Origin of the sequence: Parachitinimonas caeni, from assembly GCF_030129945.1 — a bacterium.
Lineage (GTDB): Bacteria > Pseudomonadota > Gammaproteobacteria > Burkholderiales > Chitinimonadaceae > Parachitinimonas > Parachitinimonas caeni.
Genome location: NZ_JARRAF010000013.1, coordinates 37,920 through 58,463, shown reverse-complemented (window position 1 = coordinate 58,463; position 20,544 = coordinate 37,920). Strand labels below are relative to the sequence as shown.

The window sequence follows — 20,544 nt, the reverse complement described above, 5'->3', positions numbered from 1 at the left end:
ATTCACATATAATCGGTGGTTTCGCAGTGCTCAGCACTGTACCCACCGATTTTTCCTTTTCCCCTAGCCATCATGGAACTAGCCAAGAGCTTCGACCCCGCCGCCATTGAATCCCGCTGGTATCAGCATTGGGACAATGCCGGTTACTTCCGCCCCAGCATGGATGCTGCCGCACCCTCGTTCAGTATCCAGCTGCCCCCCCCCAATATCACCGGCACCTTGCACATGGGCCACGCCTTCAACCAGACCATCATGGACGGGTTGACGCGCTATTACCGCATGAAAGGGTTCAATACCCTGTGGGTACCAGGTACTGACCATGCCGGTATCGCAACCCAGATTGTGGTCGAACGCCAACTGGCCGAGCAAAAGATCAGCCGTCACGATCTCGGTCGCGATGCGTTCATCAGCAAGGTATGGGAGTGGAAGGAAAAGTCCGGCGGCACCATCACCAGCCAGATGCGCCGGATGGGCTGCTCGGTGGATTGGCAGCGTGAATACTTCACGATGGATAGCGTGCGCTCGGAAATTGTCAGCGACATTTTCGTCCGCTTGTTTGAACAGGGCCTGATTTACCGTGGCAAGCGTCTGGTGAACTGGGACCCAGTATTGGGAACATCGATTTCCGACCTTGAGGTGGAAAACACCGAGGAAGACGGCCATTTGTGGCATATCCAGTATCCGCTGGTAGACGGCTCCGGTCATGTCACGGTTGCAACCACTCGCCCGGAAACCATGCTGGGCGACGTCGCCGTCATGGTCCATCCCGACGACGAGCGCTACGCCGCGCTGATTGGCAAGAAGGTCCGCCTGCCTTTGTGCGATCGCGAAATTCCGGTCATTGCCGACGGCTATGTTGACAAGGCATTCGGCACTGGCGTGGTCAAAGTCACGCCCGCCCACGACCCGAACGACTATCAGGTTGGCAAGCGGCATGGTCTGCTGCTGGTCAACGTCATGTCGTTGCAGGCTGGCATCCTGGCCGAGGCACAGGTATTCGGCTACGACGGCAGTGTCGATGGCAGCATCACCCTGCCAGCCGCCTATGCAGGCAAAGACCGCTACGTGGCCCGTAAGGCTATTGTGGCCGACCTCGAAGCCCAGGGCTTCCTCGAATCGGTCAAACCGCACAAGCTGATGGTGCCGCGCGGCGATCGGACTGGCGTGGTACTGGAGCCCATGCTGACCGACCAGTGGTTTATGGCCATGACCCGCGTAGGTGAAGGCGACCCCACCGGTAAAAGCATTGCCGAAAAGTCGATCGAAGCCGTCGCCTCGGGTGCCGTCAAGTTCTACCCGGAAAACTGGGTGAATACTTACAACCAGTGGATGAACAACATTCAGGACTGGTGTATCAGCCGTCAGCTGTGGTGGGGCCATCAGATCCCGGCCTGGTACGACCATCACGGCAATGTGTTCGTTGCCCGCACCGAAGCCGAAGCCCAAGCCAAGGCAGAGGCTTTCCATGCTGGTGAAAAGAATGTCGCCCTGACACGCGATGATGATGTGCTCGACACCTGGTTCAGCTCGGCACTGGTGCCCTTCAGCACACTCGGCTGGACGGGCGATGCCACCAAGGATGCTGCCAATCCCGCGCTCAATGCCTTCCTGCCATCCAGCGTGCTGGTCACGGGTTATGAAATCATCTTCTTCTGGGTCGCCCGGATGATCATGATGACCACCCACTTCATGGGCCGGGTGCCGTTCAAGGACGTTTACATTCACGGCATCGTGCGCGATCACGAAGGCAAGAAAATGTCGAAGTCGGAAGGCAATGTGCTCGACCCTGTCGATTTGATCGACGGTATCGCCCTGCCTGAGCTGATCCAGAAGCGCACAACCGGCCTGCGCCGTCCGGAAAAAGGTCCGCAGATTGCCAAGTTGACCGAAAAGCTATTCCCCGAGGGCATGCCTGCCTATGGCACCGACGCACTGCGCTTCACCATGGCAAGCTATGCCACGCTGGGCCGCAATGTGAACTTCGACTTCAAGCGCGCCGAGGGCTATCGCAATTTCTGTAACAAGCTGTGGAACGCCACCCGTTTCGTGCTGATGAACCTGGAAGGCCAGGACTGCGGTACTGACGACGCCGCACCCGTCACACTGTCGTTTGCCGACAAGTGGATCATTGGCCGCTTGCAACAGGCTATTGCCGATGTGGCACAGGGGTTGGACACCTACCGCTTTGATCTGGCTGCTCAGGCAATTTATGAATTTGTCTGGAATGAATACTGTGACTGGTACGTCGAAATGGCGAAAGTCCAGCTGCAGGCCGGCGACGAGCAGGCACAACGCGGAACCCGGCGCACTCTGGCCCGGGTACTCGAAGCCGCGTTACGCCTGGCACACCCAATCATCCCATTTATTACCGAAGAACTTTGGCAGAGCGTTGCACCGCTGGCCGGTTGCAAAACAACGGACTCCATCATGCAGGCGACTTTCCCTCAGGCCGATCTCGTCACAATCAACACCGAGGCCAGCGAGCAAATGGCCGTCTGCAAAGAGCTGGTTGGTGCAGCACGTAACCTGCGCGGTGAGATGAACCTGTCGCCAGCGGAGCGGGTGCCGCTGTATCTGGAAGGTGCCAGCGAAGCCCAAGCGGTGTTGGCCGCCTATCTGAAGCCCCTGGCCAAGCTCTCGGAAGTGCAGCTGCTACCCACCTTGCCGGCACAGGATGCCCCCATTGCCGTCGTAGGGGATTTGCGTCTGATGCTGCATGTTGAAGTCAACAAGGAAGCTGAAACCGCACGCCTGACCAAGGAAATCACCCGTCTTGAAGCGGAAATCGCCAAGGCCAATGTCAAACTGACGAACCCAGCCTTTGTTGATAAAGCACCGGCCGCCGTTGTCGAGCAGGAACGCAAGCGGCTGGAAGGCTTCAATGACACCGTAGCGAAGCTCAAGCAGCAATTGGCCAAGCTGGCTTGATCGGGACGACTTGATCAAAGCTAGCCCCGAAGTAAACGGCGCCAATCTTTGGCGCCGTTTTTTTTCACTCTGGTTGGCGGCCTTCCCTGAAGGTCGGGGATGGCGCCCTCAACAGATCCTAGAATCCTTCCGCTTCCGCCTGCTGCAAATAGCGTTGCAAGTCTCCCAGCGCCGACAAGACTCCGTCAGTCGACAAATAAAACAGCTGCCCCTCCTTGCTACCGAGGTAGCTGCGGGTCGTTGCGTAGTAGCGATAGTGATAACCAAATCCTTCCACTGAGGTCGTGCCTGTTGGCGCAAAGAGCTTGCCATAGCGCTGTTCTGCCCAGTTAAACACCCTATCTGCCGTTGCAGATGCAGGCGAGCCGTAGATCGCCGCACACGCGGCAGCGTCGTCGGCCCGTAATGTCTGCATGAAGGCATAGTTGTTATAGGGCGAGGCAAACATGACGGACGCCTGCTTATCGGAATGGTCAAGGCTCAGCATATGCCCCATCTCGTGCGTGATCAGGGCTTCCAGATCCCGCGCATTGCCCGGTGCCACATCGCCTTGCAGATTGATCACTACGTCCGCATCCTGCATGACTGCCGCACCATTGCTTGCAAAGATATAGCGATACCCGGAAAACCCGCCGAGTCCGGCTCGACTTCCCGTCAAGGTATCCCAGCCAATCACCGAAAGGCTGTCGGTGGTCAGGTAAGTTGCATCGAGATCGGGTTTGACCTTGGAAACCCCCATATAGCTGAATCGTACATTGCAGACCCCTTCCCACTTTCGTCCGGCATTCTTGATCAGCTCAACGACTTCCGCCGTCGTGAAACCTGCGGGCTGCTGGGTGTCGTTGTAATACCAGGCAATCGTGTTGCTTTGCCACCGGGGTTTGTTGCTGTCGATCACATAACTGAACTGGTTTGGCCCGTTGGCCTGGAAATCAGATTCAGCCAATACCAAGCTCGACCATGTCCCCATCAGGACGGAACAGACGAAGCGGAACATGCCATTCTCCTCAGAAGCCTGCCCCTGCGCGGGCACAGACTCCTACTGCACATAGAACCATTTCATTCAGTGTAGGCGGCATTCGAGAAGATTCCGCCGCACGCCTTACCTCGTTATCCACGGCCAAACTGCTAGACTGAAAAGACGCCCGGAGTCACCATGAATGCCGTGCTGAATACGGACGCACAACAACCCGACCTTGCCTTCGCTTGACTGGATGGGAGCCTCCCATGTTTCGAACCCAAGCTGTCTTATTGTTTTGTATGTATGCCATGACATGCTTGCTACCCGCCGAAGCGGCCAGCAAAGTTCGCGTCACGCTGGTGATGAAATCCATGGCCAATGAATTCTTCCGCACGATGGAAGCCGGCGCCAGGACGCATCAGCGCAGCAATCCAGACAAATACGAGCTCACCGCGACCGGCATCGATAACGAAACCGATGTCGAAAAGCAGATCAAACTGGTAGAGCAGGCCATTAGCGCCAAAACCCAAGCCATCGTAATCGCCCCTGCAGACTCCAAAGAACTGGTACCCGTGCTGAAAAAGGCCATTGAAGGCGGCATTGTGGTCGTGAACATCGACAACAAGCTGGATGATCTCGAAATGTCCAAAAAGGGCTTGAACATCCCATTTGTTGGCCCCAGTAATCGCCTTGGAGCAAGGCAGGTCGGCGAATTCCTGGGTAAACAGCTGAGTGTCGGCGATGAAGTTGCCATTATTGAAGGCTTGTCTGGTACCGTGAATGCTCAGGCACGTACGGCTGGCTTTCGCGAAGCCATGGAGGCCGTCGGTGCCAAGATTGTCGGGATAAAGTCTGGCAAGTGGGAGCAAGCCCTTGCACAGGACGTTGCCGCAAACTTCCTCAAGGATTACCCGAATCTCAAAGCTTTTTTGTGTGGAAATGACTCGATGGCACTGGGGGCCGTCACAGCAGTCGGCGCCGCAGGCAAAACCGGCAAGGTGAAAATTGTGGGCTATGACAATATCGCAGCAGTCAAACCCATGCTCGCAGACGGTCGCATGTTGGCCACAGCAGACCAGTACGGCGGACGACAAGCCGTATTTGGCATTGAGCTTGCCTTAAAGACTTTGGAAGAAAAAACACCACAACGAGTCTTGCCACCGATTGTTCAAACCCCGGTAGTGTTAGTGACCAAATGATTCCGGGCTTCGCACCCCTTTTCAGAATGTCTTTGCCCGGCAGGATGCGGCTGGCCTTGATTGCACTGCTTGCAGGCTGGGGGCCGGTGGTATTGGCCAGCAAGCTGGATATTTATGTAGAGGCGAATCCCCCTTTCATCCTGGCCAATGGCGCACATATCACCGGGCCATTTGCCGATGCCCTGACAGCCATCACCCACAATGCAGGTCTGGAAATCCGACTGCTGACACTACCCGTCATGCGCGCCGCAGCAGTCGTTGAAAAGCAACCTTCCAGTTGCCTTTTCCCTGCCAGCTACAGTGCCGAGCGAGCCGAGGTGCTGTTCTATCTAGCTAGAGTGTCGCCTTTATATATGCTGGCTTACGCCCGCAACAACAAAGTCATCAAGTTGAAGGCTCTGGCTGACCTCGCAGCCTACAAAGTAGGAACCTACGATATTCCTGAAATCCGGCGCCAACTGGAAAGTGCCAAGGTAAACTACTACACGATCCACGACCCGAAACAGGCTATGGCCATGCTGCTGGCCAAACGCTTTGATGTACTGATTGCCGACAACGGCCTTCAGTTACGTAGCCAGGAAGAGGCCGTACCAATCAACGCCATCTACTCATTACCGCCGCTGGAATTATGGCTCGCCTGCAATCGTGAAACCCCTCCCGAAGTACTGAACCGCCTGCGGGGAGCCTTGCAGGATGGGCTGTACGCCCCGCTGACAGCACCAGTCTGGGAGCGCTACCGCCTGATCGCGCTGTATAGCCAAGTTCGCCGGGATTGGGTACCAGGCCTCTCCCGCTGAATCACAGCACAGCATCGCGGTATTCCGCTTTCACCTCTGCGGCGTGATTTGATGATCACACGCCATAACCAGCCTTCTTTTTATGTCCCAATTGTTTACGCTATCCGCCACCGTTCAAGCCGAGATCGAAATTAAAAAAAGCCGCTTTCTGGGGCTGGTGATTCCAGTTAACCATCGCGCTGAAGCCATGGAGAAACTCAGCAGCCTCAGACAGCAGTACCCCGACGCCAATCATCATTGCTGGGCACTTCTGGCAGGACCTGACTCCGGTGCAAATGACGATGGAGAGCCGTCAGGCACTGCAGGACGGCCGATGCTGGCGGTGCTGCAACATCGCAGTTTATGCAATGTGCTGGCCGTCGTAGTGCGCTGGTTTGGCGGTGTCAAACTCGGCTCGGGTGGCCTGGTTCGCGCCTACGGGCAAGCCGTTTCACTGGCACTGGAGAACGCCGATCTGCAGCCGGTAATCAAGAAGACCGAGCTACATCTGACCATCCCCTACGCGATGGAAAACCGGGTACGCCACTGGTGTGAAAAACAGCAGGTCAGCATTCTGGCAGCCGAGTGCGCCGAAGCTGTCACCCTCGTCCTGAGCCTGCCTGAAGCGCAGGCCAGCGCCGCCCGAGCCGACATATCGAACTTATGCCAAGGCCAAAGCCGGTTTTTATCTGATGACGCGCAATAGTCTCAAGGGTGGTATCGCCCGCCGGTTTATACTGTCGGCTTGATTTCCATCCTGTATTGGCACAATGAAAAGTATCCATTTTCCTCTCAAGGGCGAGCATATTGCACTCAACGATCTCCTCAAGGTCTGTGATCTTGCCCACAGCGGCGGCATCGCCAAACAACTGATTGCCGACGGGCAGGTCGAAGTCGATGGCCAGATTGAACTGCGCAAGACCGCCAAGATCCGTGTTGGCCAGCGTGTCCGCTTTGCAAACGTGGACATCATCGTGGTAGCAGCCCCATAAATGACATCTTCCCAGACCGAACTCACCGCCACGTCTGGCCTGCCTTTCCAACTGATCCATACGCATCCTCGCTTCTTTGTCATCAGCAAAGCCGAGCGGGTAAATTTTCATCGGGAGGGCGAGGAACAAGGCTTGTTCGACTTGCTGCGAGCGCAATTGGGTGAGCCACTCCATGCCGTTCATCGCCTGGACAAGCCCACATCTGGCTTGATCCTATTGGCCCGTGATGCCGAAACAGCCAGCCAGCTAAGCCAGGCATTTGCAGAGCACCAGATTGAAAAATACTACTTGGCTCTGGTAGCTCGTCCGCCCAAGAAAAAACAGGGCTGGATCATTGGTGACATGGCAGCAGCCCGCAATGGCTGCTGGAAGTTATTACCCGATCGCACCAATCCTGCTATCACCCAATTCTTCAGCTATGGCCTCGGTGACGGTCGGCGCCTGATGCTGGTGCGCCCCCGTACTGGCCGCACCCATCAGATTCGCGTTGCACTGAAAAGCCTCGGCGCACCGATTATTGGCGACAACCAATATGGCGGCAGTGCTGCCGACCGCTGCTACCTGCATGCCTGGACCTTGAAATTCAACTTGGCAGGAGAGTCTTTCACCTTCAGCCACCCTCCCGAGTCCGGTGAATATTTCTGCACTTACGAAGTAAGGAATGTTCTTGCACAAATTGGCCCGCCAGACCAGTTACCCTGGCCAAGGCGCTGAAAAATAGTTGCACACTCAAACCAAGCACGGTTGAAGTTTTGTTTTCGGATCACACTTCGTCGGATTTGGAGCATGGTGTTGTTAGGGCTCACTTATTTGGCACGCTAAATTGCGCTCACTCTGCCAAGACCTGCTCCAGAATTCGACACAGCGTGACCGAAAACAAAACGTCAACAGAGCCTAGGGAAAACCCCAACAAACAGGCACAATAGTAAGATTGCGGACAGATTTTTAGGGTAAATGCTCGGCCGGAGGAACCATTCCCCATGTTCCCGTTACCAAATTGCTAACAATATTTGCAGTTCAAATGTCAGCTGAGCCAAGTTCGAATTTGAGAGAGGAGCCCTGAATGAGTTTCCACCACCTGCTCAAGGATGCCTGCGCCCAGCTCGGTATTACCGCCAACGCCTTGTCGGATGGCATCATCGAGTACAAGCTGCAGCTACGCGATGGCAGCCTTTTGACAGTTGAAAAGCTCGATGGCGTAGACGCCCTGTGCCTTTCGTCACTGGTTTGCTTCATGCCGGGCGGGCAAGATCTGCTGGCCCTGTACGAGCTGCTGCTGGAAGCCCAAGCATTCGGACTGCTGACTGATGGGGCCTCATTCACTGCCAGCCGCACCAACGGCAAGATCATCCTGTACCGTCATCTTGATCTGGATGGACTTGACGGCATTCGCCTGGCCAGCGCAATCAAGCGCTTCACCGCAGTGCATAAAGTATGGAAAGATGCTTATGACAGCGGCCGCCTGATGAGCTTGGCCAACACAGCAGGCAACGCCCGCACCGTCCCCACTGCAATCAGCTTTGCCTAGGAAACGGCCATGACGATCTCCAACCTTGGACCGACGTCGTTTTCCACGATTCAGTCAGATACCACCGCCCTTGCCCCCCAGGCATTCCAAGGTGACCTGATTGCAAGCCACGGCAGCCCCTCGAATCAGCTACAGCAAGATCGACTCCAAAGTATCGGCAAGCAATTACAACTCCCCTCGCCGTCAGAATTAAACACCGATTCCATGCTGCAGGATGTTCAGCTGACCGGCAGCCCCAACCAGAATGCTGCCGACTTCTCCATCGCCATCAACGACAAGGCCGACCAACTGCACGCCCTCTTTGAGAGTGTTCGTATTCATTCGCCCTCAAGCACCGCAACCCAAGTCCTGAACTGCCTGGAAGATGCATTCGCCCAATGCAGCAAGAGTCGTAGCGGCGAATCGCTGACCCTCAGCGCTGCCCAAAGCCATAGCGCATTGCTGCACGGGGCACATTTTGTTGTGAACGATCACGGAGCCCTGGCGTCTGAACTTAGGCGAGCAGGAGGCGACGCCATGCACGAAAGGACGTCAGCCCATTATCAAGACGCTGGAAAGCAATACGGAATGGATCTGCCAGGAGGACTGGGCCATTTATTAGTTGGCACCAACAGCGAAGGCCACAGCTTTTTCCAGATGGAGTCGCCAGACGCTAGCAGCCAGCAGCAGCCCAACCGCGACAAATTATCGAATCTGCTCGGCGTCTCATTCAGCAATTCAAGCGCCAGCATCCCCATACAGCACGGCCCACATGGCGTAATTGCCGCCAGCGAAAAAAACAACACGCATATGGTGTTGCAACCCATCAATAGCTGACTTCGGAAAGCCAGACTTGTGAAATTGCCGCCAAAGCGTGAAAGTTCACATCAGATAACTGCGCACTTCCACTTTTCCTACAAAATTTGAATTTATCTTTCGTGCCTATGGAAACAGACGGCATGAGCAACACCTAGCCGATCTGCATATCAATACAAATATCGGTACGACTTGCAGGAGGGCCCGCCATGGACTTTCTAAAAACACTAAACGACGCCTGCCGCTTTCTGAAGATTAGAGCCGGCGAAATCAAAACCGACGTACGCAACTACAAGCTGCGCCTGCCAGATGGGGGCGTTCTGGCGATTGAGCGCCCGCTCAGTGGCGATCGCCTTTATCTGTCATCATTTGTCTGCTTTCTCGGCGAAACCAGCCGCTTCGACAAATTGCTGGATACCGCCTTTTCACTCGGCTTTCAACATGGCGATGCCTGCTTCTCGGCAAGCCGGCTGACCGGTCGGGTTGTCCTCTTCCGCAACCTCGCCCTGAGCAATATCAGCGGAGAGCAATTGGCCTACGAAATCACCCGCTTTTCCAAAGCCCACCAAACTTGGGTCAGCGCCCACGACCAAACCCGGCGCACACTGAACTAAACCAAGCCAGACTCCCAAAAAACAAAGAGGCCAGCAAAATGCCGGCCTCTTTGTTTTACGCACTACTCGAACAGACTCAATTACTCCCCGACTACCTCACGCCATGCGACTCGACGGCCAACGAAGGCTACGGGTAAACAACCTTTGTTGCTGTTGATACCTCCCTTTGCTGTTGTAGAAGTAGCAGTTACTTCATTACAAGATGGCTTCTTTGGAGGTTTATTTGGATCCACGTCCTTATCTTTATCTTCCGGTATGTGTAGCTTTACCCCCATCACAGGCGAATCAGTCTTCTTGCTCGCTGTTGGTGTGGATGTCTTGCTACTTGTAAGAATCACACTTGTAGCCTTACGAATATTGAGGAAATTCATCCAGCCATAACCTCCAGGCTCACACGCAGACTTCTGGCCTGGAACTGAAGAACCAACAACAACCATATCACCAGCGATTTCAATATTGGATGTCACCCGCTCAGAGCCGGAACTACGATCGGGCAGCGTTACATACCAGCCAGCACTCTTCCCCCAATCAAACGGCGTTGGATCTTTGCCATCTGCACCAGCAACTATTCGAGCATCATCCTCGCCAGGCTTAGCAATCAGAGTACGCTGCACCAGATCTGTAGGTGTAACGGCTGCGGGTTTGGATGTCCCTCCCCAACGACCAAGGTTATCCTTAATAAAATAGATCCCATGCTGCGTTAAATCTTTAATATCGTTTAACCCTAAATATCTACCGGAGCCAACAATAACAGCAAAATTAGTAGCATCAAGTCCGAAAATTTCAGGCGCAGCTGTTATTGGATTCGTACCCTGCGCGGTCTTCAGATCAGCTAACACTTCAGCCTTGACTCCCGCCAAGTCTACCTTGGCAGAAGCAAAATCAAAGCGCCAAACTTTGCCATCCAAATCGCCGGCGTATGCTACTTCCGCTGTATTGTCCTTCTTGTAATCCCTGACTACATAATTGACATCAGACAACCCACCTTTAGTGCCGGCTTTAATTTTCGCCAGCTGCTTACCGGTCTCCAAATCGATCACATAAAGGTAACCAGCGCTGTCGGTTTCATCATAGCCACTAGGCATCAAGACAACCCATTTATCAGGCGTCTCCGTGCGGATTTTGGTAATGCGCGGAGTCCCAAAAGTGTACTTCATATCTGTTTCAGTAAATTCCCATAACAAAACAGGATTCTTCGCATCAGTTACATTGATGGCAAAAATGGACTTCCCACCTTTTCCCAATCCCCCCATCAAAATACTTTCTACTTTTCCACCCAGTGAAACCTTATGAATCGACAAATTGCCATTTACATAATAACGGTGGCGATTACCATAGTCTGAATCCGCTAGCAGATAAAGGTTGCTTTGCACCGCACTTGGGACGATTGCCCACAGCTCGGAACCAGGTGTCATTGGCTTACCCGCCGCATCGGCATTTTTTGCTGCAAATGCATGGATCATCCCATCGTTGGCACCAACATAAACGACTTTATTCACATCATCATAAACTGGTGAAGACTTATCAATATCACCAAGTAGTTTCACCTCGCCATTTTCAGTCGGCCGTAAGCGGAAACTACCCGTCTCTTTTGTCATGCCAAGTGACTGATCACCCCGTAAATAGTTAATAAGATTGTCAGCACTCTTCAATGCTGCCAGTCTCGTGTCTTTAAGGGTAGCGCATTGGCTCACCTTTCGGGTTGTGCAATCAATAACAATATTCGCTTTTGCAGGAAAAGTATTATTAAATGGCACAAGCTTGTTATTGTGGATAGCCATTATGTTTCTGGCGGTAGCACCCAACTTGCTCAATTCGGTGTTAGCTGACCACACCACCGTATTAGGCTCTCCAATTGCTGACGGCTTATAAGCTCGCAGCTCACCATACCAATCACCTTGAACATTAGTGGCATGGAAAGCCAAGTCATCTTTATCCGAGCTTTTAATGTTCGTCAAACCAATTGCAGACCCCCCCCCTTTATCCTTGCTAGTTGCAGCAAGAACTTCCAAAAGGCCACTTACCATCTGCTCAGGGTTGGCTGCAGAAAAATAATCTCCACCACCATTTTTCCCTGCATTAATCAAATCATTAACCGTGGTCTGCTCATTACCTATAACTTTTAGCGGTTGACCATTCAACTCAACAGGTTGTACACCAATACCCATGGTATAAGTACGAACGAATTGCTTATTCGCGGCATCGCTAGCTACACTGCCCTTCTTACCTGCCACGTATTCGCCATTTGCATTCTCATTACTATATGCAGCATCACGAATATCAGTTTTAAAATAATAGGCCGCAACGTCCGACAGCGTTCCGTTTACCGACCCACCACCTAATGTACCAAGATCGCCATTACCATCAGCATCACCAACTTGACCGCCCGCTAAAGACTGGCTCAACCCATCATTCCAATATCCATCAGTAGTTAGAATTGCAAAATTACGCTGGCAATAATACTGCATCGGATCATGCTGCAATTTCCCCGAAAATATTCTCCCCGCATTAGATAAAGCGGGAATCAGTGGAGTTCCACCATTGGGCGGAACAGAAAATAATGTACTGAACCAAGTGTTACGCTGAGACTGAGTAAAGTCGTCAATTTTTAAGTAGTGGTTTGAATTCCAACCAGCATTATGGGCATGAATAGTCATAAACCCAACCCGATAGCTATCGTCTAACTCGGCAAATGCGCGGCTAGCAGAGGACTTCATCGCTAACATTCGCGTTCTATAGTATTGCGCCCAATTAGCGAAATTTTGCAACTCAGTCTGTTGTAAATTAACTAAAGTATAATTACTTACATCCATCAGCTGAGCATTAGAAACTGATTTTGGATTAGCCTTCAATTCATTTTCAAACTTAAACTTGTAATAAAAAGCTCTCTTATATATAAATGGACCTCGACCACCACACCACAAATAAGGTATGGCTCGTTCTTCTGTATAAGGTAAGATTTGGCCAGAGCATTGCATTTGCTCTGACATATCAAAGCTTGCCCTATCCCCTAAATAAAAATTATTCATTACTGCCTTGATATTAGCATCAGGGTAACTTTTACCATCTGCCATTCTAGGCGGAACATAAGTGATCGAGGGGTCATAATAAAGTTTGTTATAGCTTGACGAGAAATAGCGTACGTCTTGGTGAGATGGATACTCCCTCGTGGCATCTGGTGCGCCCACCGCACTTCCCCAATTCATACTACCTGAGCTATCCAGAATCATCAGCACATTTGGCTTTACCTTGGTAGTAGAGATACCAACCAATGGCTGGTTTGCCAAAACACTATCATCTGCATGTACAGAGTACATGGGGAATGCGCAAAGTATCGCCAATCCAATTTGACTGAATTGAAAAGCTTGCTTTTTCATAATTCTCTCTCCGAGCATCACTGCAATACAGCTTGAACGTAACTAGTGCTATTACGAGGACCATCGACCCTAATAGTTACCCTATAAAATGGCCCAATAGCTCTATCTATACGGTCCCCTTTACTTGCTCCAGACCCCCACCCTCCAGTTGACTCACTTGGTAGCATGCAGTGATCTGCGGTTGGAGGAGCCGAATTCTTACACATGCGGTGGATAACGTACCGGATTCTAAATCTTTCGCCTCCTGAATCACTCTCCCTGAGGGACATATCATTTATGTCTGTACTTTTCAGCACATATGCATTTCCTGAATCCCAGTTATATTCACTAGGTTTAAATGCACCAGCAGCCCACGTAGCGTAATATCCTCCGCCGCTTAAGATATCAGAATTTAAATTCTTATTAATACTAGATAACTTTAGCCACTGCCTGGCAATTTCAATCCCCGCATCAGCGGCCCTCACATTTGCTTTCTGCAACGTGGCATTTCCTGAAATTTCCGAGCTGAAACTTGTCGCGCGCAAGGCCATAATCCCAACAAGCATCATAACCACCATTGCCACCAACACCACAAACAATACGAAACCATTTTGGTTTATGGTCAACTTATTTCTCATACCAAGAACCTCCTTTAATCTGCCGGGCGCCAGCTGATGTTTCTAAGCGGGACCAAATACTCATGCACTTGATAGCGATAATTACGATCAGGAATTTTGTAATCAGGGCCGTCTTGCCATAACGAGATTTTTTCCGGCGCTAAATCTTCCTGCGGGTACGGTTGCCTCTTATCTGCTTTCACTACCAATGCAAAACGAACTGCTAGCGTACGAACCCAATTGTCTGCAGTTGGGTTAGACGGAGCATATGTAGTTTCCATTTTTGATACAGCAGAAACGGCACCCTTTGCTGGTGGATTTGCGGAACCAACAGGCATTTCTTGCCGCCAGGTATCTATACTTAAATTACCATCTGTATCAATCCCATAATAAGCTCGCAAATGCACAACATTCTCAAGAATCATTCTCCAATCGGCATCATTCGCACAGGCGGGTGTAGCAAGTCTGTTGCAACGTTCTAACTTATTATTTACAACTCTATACGCCTCCAAAGCGGGAGGCTGACTATCACCAGCTTGGCCCAGCCGATAGCCACGCGTTTGACCTAAAGTGTTTGCATCACCTGCAATAATTTTTGAATTATCGAGCAACTCGAATTTACCACTATTTACATCTGTAATACGTGCGAGCAGGCAGGTCTTTACGGTATCCGTTGCGGTCTTTGCTTTGGAAAAATCAGTATCAAGAACAATTAAATCATTATTTCTAAAACCTTCATCTGCCTTTACTGACAAATTAGTATTTGAACTTAGCAAGGAGGCCGAAAATCTAACCCCTGGGCTAGCTGCATTAATCAAAATAGTGTCCGAGCTATCCCCAGGTATAATCTCTACGGGAGAGAGGCGATATTTATAGCCATTCCCTAATGCTTCACACCCAATTAATTGCGTTTTATTTAAACCAAAGCCAGACGATTCGATTGCCCTTGATAGCATCAAACCCGCCAGTGCACCACCATCCTGTGCATTGTTTGATGTAGAGGTATGCCTTTGCGCTACAAGGGTCGAGATCATGGATCGCTGAACCAAAATGGAAATAAACACCCCAATTGCAACAGCCACCATTACCTCAATCAAAGTAAAACCTTGAGCCCGGCTCGGCGAGATGGATTTGAATCTTCTATTCAATTTCATTGCTAAATGCCCCAGAGACTTTTCTCAAATTAAGGATTAACTCTATCTCTTTCATCATCCGTCTCGCCAAAATTAGCGACAACTGTATCGACAACGTACTCGCCCTTACCCGCTCCCAAGAAGCTACCCGGCCGATGCCACTTGATAGAAATCTTGACGCTCGCAAACTGTGTCCCGCTTACAGGTTTAAATGCAATGGAAGCTTCAGCGGCAGGCAAGTTCTTCTTTAGTTCTTTATCCCATGCCTCCAGCTTCGCAGGAACTGTCGCACCGCTATAAGCGTAGTCCTTTCTCAAGTTAGGCACATCCGCAAGAATCTGAGCCAAGGCTGCATTTGCTGAACGAGAGGCCTTGGTTCGAAATGATGTATCCGAACTCGAAAAAAGCGCATGCGTCTGCATATAAATCATGCCCAGCCCGCAGATCGTGAACAGCGCCATAGCTACTAGCACCTCGATCAGGGACATGCCTCCTTGGCCGGATAATGCCTTTGTCATTTTCTTCCTCAGCAAATTTCAGTTAGATGCCATATTTTATGCGAGTAGCAATCTGGCGCAAGACTTATGATTCTTCAACAAGTGAGTCTAAACACTTGTGAAACGTGAAAAATTCATTGATTACTCAGAGTTTTAGCGCAACTGACCGTCTGTCGATACCTTTTATCACCTGACGAGCGGTAGCCGCAGCCTCCCAATCCGAGAAAATGACAGTTAAGTCATTGGTTGAAATGAGAAAATGCTAGCGGAATTTTACTGACTTCTGTAGACTTCGGGCTTCTTGAATGAGTCAGTATCGAAGCATGAGGAGAACATGCTTCGACCTAAACAATGGAGGATTACAGGGATGAAATCGCATCGAGGCTTTACGTTGATTGAGCTGGTTTCTGTGCTCATGATTATGGGAATTGCGCTGGCGATTGGTGTTCCGCGCCTTGCTGAATTCATGGCACGTCATCGCGTGGTTGGCGGTGCTGAACTGGTCCGGTCTATGGCCAATTTCGCCCGAAGCGAAGCCGCACGCGAAAGCAAGGATATTTTCTTGGTAATCACTCCTGGTGCAAATTCTTGCATGGGTATTACTAATAAAGCTGTCGATGCAGCAACTGGTCGATCCTGCGATTGTGCAGTAGCAGACTCTACAAAGGCTAATTTCTGCGAAATTAAGAGGGTTGCATCCTTGAAAGGTGAACGTGTTGAGCTGCGCACAACCACTAATGCCTCCCTGCAAATTCAATTCGCCAAGTTGACCGGTGAAGCAGCGGACGTCCGCATCGGCGTGAAGTCTGCTGATCGTGCCAACGTCGGCACTGCGATTCAGACCTTACCGCTTGCCCCTGCGAAAATTTGTAATGACAAAGGTGCGCTAAAGAGCACCGAACCTATTGTAGGTTTTCCCGACTGCTAAGCCGTACGCAAACCTCAGGCTGAATACCTCTCAAAAAAATGCCCCATTCGGGGCATTTTCTTTTTTCTCTTGCATGATCCCATGGTCGATATCTGATTTATCTAGGAATTCTTAACCTCCACCTTCGTGGTACCGCCTTTTAAGCGCCACGCCATGGTTGCCAGTGCTAGTACGCCAAAAGCCAAACCCCCCCATAGAGCGATTAACTTGCGCTGACCGCGATTGCCATCGGTATCCAACCGTGAAAAAGCAGGTTGCTGGACTGGCTCGCCCAGACTGACGGGCATAGCCTCTACGGGTCTCGATGGGTCATAACCAGGAATCAACGACACCAATGGCATGTTGGCAGGTTCTGCGTCATTCCGGCCGACGACCAACGCAAAAGGAGCACTCCCACGGGCTGCGAAGATGATCTGGCGTGGCTTGTAGCCAACGATCAGACTGACGCCCGCTGAAGACAAGATACCTGCCTGTTTGTCTGCGACCACTTTCAATCGTCGGGCAGGCGGCTGATCCGCCAGCGGCAACGGAGGGGACTCGATGCGACCTGCCACGCCGTCCAATCGATAAAACACGCCTCGTCCGGATTGGTGCCATTGGCTACTACGTGAGTCGCGAACATACAGGGTGGCGGGCACAATCATGTTTGGCTCGGCAAACTTTAGTTGAACCCACTCGGTCGGATAATACGCGCCAAGATCAAATTCCAATTCGCTGGCGGAAGCGGCCGTTGGCTGTTTGGCGCCAGTCCAGAGTACATCCGGCGCGTCCACCATGGCAGTGGATTCACCATGTACTTCAATGATCGGAGGGGCTGCATCGGGCTGACTCCACCACAGCCGATAGTAGCGGGCCTGCCCATCAAGCAATATGGCTTTGTCAACGAAGAGCTGATGCCCATCGGCTCGCAAGCGGGCAACCTGAGCCTCTCCTGCCCGGCGCCAGACAGTCAAATCATCACTGGCTTCGATGGTCAGCATCTGCATGAAATCTGGAGCATTCGCAGCAGGGGTTATCCTCAGGGCATTCAACTTGGCCAGAAAAGGATTCGGTTTGCCACGGTCTATCAAGTAACCCGCAGGAGAAGTTGGCAGATTATCGCTAGGGGTCTTGGGCATGATGTTGATGATGCCCCCATCTGCAGACAACTCCACGTGCCACGGAGTTACAGCGCTTTCTACCGGTCGCGATGGCAAGGGGAATACATTGAGGGCTTCCACCACGGTCCCGGCCTGTCGCCGGTCGATGATCGGCAGCCAGGCAAACGGAACCGGCTCCCCCTTCTTATTGACGATGCGGATGTCGGATAAATCGGGCATCACCGAACGTCGGTAGACACTATCCGGCAATGTCAGGGAATAAAAAGACTGCCCGGGTTCGAGTATGACTGGGAAGCGAAAGCCATACAGATCAGCTGAATCCAGAGATTGTGCCGCCACAGCCCACCCACCGAGCAGAAATCCAAGCAGATACTTCATGAGCGGGAATCCTTGCGAGGAGGAAGCGGCGCTATATAAGCAATTACCAGCATGAGGGCACCAACCCCAATGAGTGAAATGATCTGGGCCATACCACCTGCATTGAAAAAATCTACGAGCATCAGCTTGATTGCAACAGGAGCCAGCACGGCCGCTCCAGCCATCCACAACCAGCGACGTGCCAATTTGTTTGCTGCCACCATCAATGCCAGCGCAACCAGCGTCCATAGTATGGCCAGTGAGGCTTGCGCTAGATGTGAGGACAACCACGCGTGGGGTCGATAGTCCACCGCAAAATAATGAAATAGCGTCCGTAGCAGCATGCCATTGAGCCATGCAAAACCTGCAACGCCAAACAGAATCAGACTTGGCCGGCGTCCTTGCGACCGCATCAGTCGGACGAATGAACGTGGCTGGCTAGCCCAGCGTAATGTCAGAACCAACGCTGCCGCCATCCCAACATCCAGCGGGGAAAGAACGGGCAAGTAGGGTAAGGGGCTGGCATCGCCAGTCGAAACCGCATTGGTGAATACCACCCACAGCAAGGCCAGCACGGCCAAAGGCCACAACGCCAGCCACTCGTATGCCTTACGAAAAGTGCGCATCGGCCAAACAGAATAGATTTTCCGTGTAGACAAGCCCCCCAGCACCAACAGAATGCCGACAATCCAGCCAAGATGGCGCCAAGCATTGCGGACATCCCCCGCATCTCCCACCCAGGCATAGCCTTGCCATGCCAATACCGCCGCCAGCACCCAGACTCCCAACATATGCGCCGCCTGCTGATAAGGCCGGTCAATATCAGTTGTCCGGCACCGGAGCACATAGATATGCACAAACGCCACACTTAACCATGCCAGCCAGCCACCAGCCTCAAATGGCGAATGGTGGCGTTCTGCTGCCGACACCATTACCACGACCACCAATGGCAGCAGCCCCAAACTGGCCAGCGCTGACGTCGGCCACGCCAGACGATGACCAAGCTCTGCCAGCAAAAGTGCCGTCAAGGCCAGGAAGCCGATTCCGACCGCGTGCTGCAGTGAGGTGGTAACAAATCGGTCAATTTCTGTTGCGGCAGCCAAAAACCACCACAGTAGACTCCAAATCAGCCAGCCGAATGCAATACCGCGCTCGGCATGGCTCAACTGGGTTTGATAGTGATGATTTATTCGCCCAGCCACGTAGGCGCCAACCGCCACAAGCAGACACCCCAATACCGCACCATTAACCACTGACGCGTCACTCTTCAGGGAGAAAATGCCCATACCCGCACAGACACCAGCCGCAACCAGCACCAAGCTGCCGAACGCCCTGGCCATGACCTTTTGCTGGCGAGCACCCATCCAGATGATCCCGGCAGCCTCAATGCCCCAGGCCGCAGCCGTCCACTGCGCATCCAGCGCCAGCGGGATCGCCAGTGTCACGAAAATAACGCCCAAAGCCCAGAACGACTCAGCAAGCAGCGCCAATGAGGTTCGTCTGCGCACCAGCAGTGCCATGCCGAGGTAGAACGCCGATAACGCGACGGCTGATCCGGCTGTTGCAAACGCATAGTCGTGCACCATCGCAGCCTGCAGACCGAAGCCGACGATGGGCACACCGAACACCAGTGTCCCATCCACCATTCCCAGCCCGGTGCGACTGTCTTCACGTAGTGTTGCGAAATACACCGTTATGCCGACATAAAGCAGGAAGAACACAATCAGAAACGGCTCGGTCGTAGCAAAGTCGCTCGCCTGGTAACGCAAACCTCCCCAGATCGCGCCAATCGCAAAGGTAAAGACAAATCCCAGTACGTTCAGTGATCGCCAGGCTTTTCGGCTGGCAATGATGGCAATACCGACATTGAGTAGCAGGTAGTACGAGAACAGGGCTACATGGTCACCGCTTCCTGACGATGCCAGAACAGGTGAGAGAAAACCGCCAGTCGTACCCGCCAAAGCCAACCAGCGAGAATCCTGCAATAGCGCCAGAATTGCCGAGAGCACCGCCACAGCCGTCAATATGCTGAACGCCATGCCGGGGCTCAGCATGTGATAGAGCTTGTAAGCGGCAAAGGTGGTGAGATACAACACCCCAACGCCACCGCCTTGCATAATCGCCGAAAAATTACTGTGTCTGAGTCGCGTAAACCACCCCACGCCCAACAGGATTACCCCAATCAGCGCGATACCGGTCATGCGAACTTCCAGAGGAATCACCGCATGGGCAACGGCAAACTTGGCCAGAAACGCCAAGCCCACAAACAGAATGACCATACCGATCTTGGCTACCAGATTTCCACCTAGCAGGCGCTCCAGCAGACCAGCAGACCATGCGGACTCAACCTCATCCTGATCACTCGACGACGGTTTGACTGGCCTGGGCGGGAGAGGTGGCGTGGCAGGGGACGGTACGGGCTGTGGCTCGGGGCGCGGGATCACAGCGGCGGGCTCACTGGTTATCGCGGCTGGCGGGTCATCCTGTGAGGCGGGAGCGGCCGTACTGATGATCGGTGGAGACACAGCGGAAGGTGCAGTCACCTCCTGCTGCGGGAGTGATGACGCGACAGGATGACGAACCGTTACCGGTGTTAATGCATCCATTCGCTGTTGCAATTGCCGCAGCTTGTGACGCAGCTCAATCTGGCTGCCTAGCAGCCAACCCAGTAATGCGCCGGATAGCCAACCGCTTGTTCCAAGCAAGAGGCTGCCCAGAAAAACACCCACTACCAAACCGAGCCACGCCATTGCAATCCTTAGA

Annotated in this window: 17 protein-coding genes; 10 read left to right on the top strand and 7 right to left on the bottom strand. The window is 52.5% G+C overall.

Features of this window, described 5'->3' with window-relative positions:
* Positions 1-72 precede the first annotated feature (72 nt).
* Entirely contained in the window at positions 73-2,928 is a 2,856-nt protein-coding gene (locus PZA18_RS12585) for a valine--tRNA ligase (protein ID WP_284101196.1), read from the top strand.
* Positions 2,929-3,046: 118 nt separating this feature from the next.
* On the opposite strand, the gene PZA18_RS12580 is transcribed toward PZA18_RS12585, so the two are convergent.
* Positions 3,047-3,925 carry a matrixin family metalloprotease gene (locus PZA18_RS12580; RefSeq protein WP_284101195.1) on the bottom strand — a complete coding sequence of 293 codons (879 nt, stop codon included), beginning with the start codon at positions 3,923-3,925 and terminating at the stop codon, positions 3,047-3,049.
* 230 nt (positions 3,926-4,155) lie between these two features.
* Here PZA18_RS12580 and PZA18_RS12575 point away from each other — a divergent pair, with 230 nt between their 5' ends.
* The 8 genes from PZA18_RS12575 (at position 4,156) to PZA18_RS12540 (ending at position 9,793) form a co-directional block, all read left to right on the top strand.
* Entirely contained in the window at positions 4,156-5,088 is a 933-nt protein-coding gene (locus PZA18_RS12575; protein WP_284101194.1) for a sugar ABC transporter substrate-binding protein, read from the top strand.
* A gap of 56 nt (positions 5,089-5,144) precedes the next feature.
* Complete coding sequence (locus PZA18_RS12570) at positions 5,145-5,885, top strand: hypothetical protein (RefSeq protein ID WP_284101193.1); 741 nt, start codon at positions 5,145-5,147, stop codon at positions 5,883-5,885.
* Positions 5,886-5,967: 82 nt separating this feature from the next.
* Positions 5,968-6,570, top strand: a complete 603-nt coding sequence (locus PZA18_RS12565) for a YigZ family protein (RefSeq protein ID WP_284101192.1) — start codon at positions 5,968-5,970, stop codon at positions 6,568-6,570.
* A gap of 64 nt (positions 6,571-6,634) precedes the next feature.
* On the top strand, positions 6,635-6,856 hold the full coding sequence (locus tag PZA18_RS12560) for an RNA-binding S4 domain-containing protein (protein ID WP_284101191.1): 222 nt from the start codon (positions 6,635-6,637) through the stop codon (positions 6,854-6,856).
* The gene (locus PZA18_RS12555; RefSeq protein WP_284101190.1) at positions 6,857-7,570 is read left to right on the top strand and encodes a TIGR01621 family pseudouridine synthase; all 714 of its coding nucleotides are present in this window, start codon (positions 6,857-6,859) and stop codon (positions 7,568-7,570) included.
* A 349-nt stretch (positions 7,571-7,919) separates the two neighbouring features.
* The gene (locus tag PZA18_RS12550; RefSeq protein WP_284101189.1) at positions 7,920-8,384 is read left to right on the top strand and encodes a type III secretion system chaperone; all 465 of its coding nucleotides are present in this window, start codon (positions 7,920-7,922) and stop codon (positions 8,382-8,384) included.
* 9 nt (positions 8,385-8,393) lie between these two features.
* Positions 8,394-9,200, top strand: coding sequence for a hypothetical protein (locus PZA18_RS12545; protein ID WP_284101188.1), 807 nt, complete (start codon positions 8,394-8,396; stop codon positions 9,198-9,200).
* 188 nt (positions 9,201-9,388) lie between these two features.
* The gene (locus tag PZA18_RS12540) at positions 9,389-9,793 is read left to right on the top strand and encodes a type III secretion system chaperone (RefSeq protein WP_284101187.1); all 405 of its coding nucleotides are present in this window, start codon (positions 9,389-9,391) and stop codon (positions 9,791-9,793) included.
* Positions 9,794-9,873: 80 nt separating this feature from the next.
* On the opposite strand, the gene PZA18_RS12535 is transcribed toward PZA18_RS12540, so the two are convergent.
* Genes PZA18_RS12535 through PZA18_RS12520 form a run of 4 tightly spaced genes read right to left on the bottom strand, consistent with a single transcriptional unit; the run spans position 9,874 to position 15,417 of the window.
* Positions 9,874-13,170: a pilus assembly protein gene (locus tag PZA18_RS12535; protein WP_284101186.1), complete on the bottom strand. Its 3,297-nt coding sequence runs from the start codon at positions 13,168-13,170 to the stop codon at positions 9,874-9,876.
* Positions 13,171-13,187: 17 nt separating this feature from the next.
* A complete protein-coding gene (locus PZA18_RS12530; RefSeq protein ID WP_284101185.1) occupies positions 13,188-13,787 on the bottom strand; it encodes a hypothetical protein in 600 nt (199 codons plus the stop codon).
* A 14-nt stretch (positions 13,788-13,801) separates the two neighbouring features.
* On the bottom strand, positions 13,802-14,920 hold the full coding sequence (locus tag PZA18_RS12525) for a PilW family protein (RefSeq protein WP_284101184.1): 1,119 nt from the start codon (positions 14,918-14,920) through the stop codon (positions 13,802-13,804).
* A 29-nt stretch (positions 14,921-14,949) separates the two neighbouring features.
* Positions 14,950-15,417, bottom strand: a complete 468-nt coding sequence (locus PZA18_RS12520; protein WP_284101183.1) for a type IV pilus modification PilV family protein — start codon at positions 15,415-15,417, stop codon at positions 14,950-14,952.
* A 346-nt stretch (positions 15,418-15,763) separates the two neighbouring features.
* Here PZA18_RS12520 and PZA18_RS12515 point away from each other — a divergent pair, with 346 nt between their 5' ends.
* Entirely contained in the window at positions 15,764-16,324 is a 561-nt protein-coding gene (locus PZA18_RS12515; RefSeq protein WP_284101182.1) for a pilus assembly FimT family protein, read from the top strand.
* A gap of 101 nt (positions 16,325-16,425) precedes the next feature.
* On the opposite strand, the gene PZA18_RS12510 is transcribed toward PZA18_RS12515, so the two are convergent.
* On the bottom strand, positions 16,426-17,802 hold the full coding sequence (locus PZA18_RS12510; protein ID WP_284101181.1) for a DUF3999 domain-containing protein: 1,377 nt from the start codon (positions 17,800-17,802) through the stop codon (positions 16,426-16,428).
* Entirely contained in the window at positions 17,799-20,531 is a 2,733-nt protein-coding gene (locus PZA18_RS12505) for a DUF2339 domain-containing protein (RefSeq protein WP_284101180.1), read from the bottom strand. The genes PZA18_RS12510 and PZA18_RS12505 overlap by 4 nt, the downstream gene beginning before the upstream one ends.
* Between the last annotated feature and the right edge of the window lie 13 nt (positions 20,532-20,544).

Excerpts from the sequence above, each read along its gene's own strand:
- PZA18_RS12585 (WP_284101196.1), top strand. The coding sequence starts at position 73 with ATGGAACTAGCCAAGAGCTTCGACCCCGCCGCCATTGAATCCCGCTGG.
- PZA18_RS12580 (WP_284101195.1), bottom strand. The coding sequence starts at position 3,925 with ATGTTCCGCTTCGTCTGTTCCGTCCTGATGGGGACATGGTCGAGCTTG.
- PZA18_RS12575 (WP_284101194.1), top strand. The coding sequence starts at position 4,156 with ATGTTTCGAACCCAAGCTGTCTTATTGTTTTGTATGTATGCCATGACA.
- PZA18_RS12565 (WP_284101192.1), top strand. The coding sequence starts at position 5,968 with ATGTCCCAATTGTTTACGCTATCCGCCACCGTTCAAGCCGAGATCGAA.
- PZA18_RS12560 (WP_284101191.1), top strand. The coding sequence starts at position 6,635 with ATGAAAAGTATCCATTTTCCTCTCAAGGGCGAGCATATTGCACTCAAC.
- PZA18_RS12555 (WP_284101190.1), top strand. The coding sequence starts at position 6,857 with ATGACATCTTCCCAGACCGAACTCACCGCCACGTCTGGCCTGCCTTTC.
- PZA18_RS12550 (WP_284101189.1), top strand. The coding sequence starts at position 7,920 with ATGAGTTTCCACCACCTGCTCAAGGATGCCTGCGCCCAGCTCGGTATT.
- PZA18_RS12545 (WP_284101188.1), top strand. The coding sequence starts at position 8,394 with ATGACGATCTCCAACCTTGGACCGACGTCGTTTTCCACGATTCAGTCA.
- PZA18_RS12540 (WP_284101187.1), top strand. The coding sequence starts at position 9,389 with ATGGACTTTCTAAAAACACTAAACGACGCCTGCCGCTTTCTGAAGATT.
- PZA18_RS12535 (WP_284101186.1), bottom strand. The coding sequence starts at position 13,170 with ATGAAAAAGCAAGCTTTTCAATTCAGTCAAATTGGATTGGCGATACTT.
- PZA18_RS12530 (WP_284101185.1), bottom strand. The coding sequence starts at position 13,787 with ATGAGAAATAAGTTGACCATAAACCAAAATGGTTTCGTATTGTTTGTG.
- PZA18_RS12525 (WP_284101184.1), bottom strand. The coding sequence starts at position 14,920 with ATGAAATTGAATAGAAGATTCAAATCCATCTCGCCGAGCCGGGCTCAA.
- PZA18_RS12520 (WP_284101183.1), bottom strand. The coding sequence starts at position 15,417 with ATGACAAAGGCATTATCCGGCCAAGGAGGCATGTCCCTGATCGAGGTG.
- PZA18_RS12515 (WP_284101182.1), top strand. The coding sequence starts at position 15,764 with ATGAAATCGCATCGAGGCTTTACGTTGATTGAGCTGGTTTCTGTGCTC.
- PZA18_RS12510 (WP_284101181.1), bottom strand. The coding sequence starts at position 17,802 with ATGAAGTATCTGCTTGGATTTCTGCTCGGTGGGTGGGCTGTGGCGGCA.
- PZA18_RS12505 (WP_284101180.1), bottom strand. The coding sequence starts at position 20,531 with ATGGCGTGGCTCGGTTTGGTAGTGGGTGTTTTTCTGGGCAGCCTCTTG.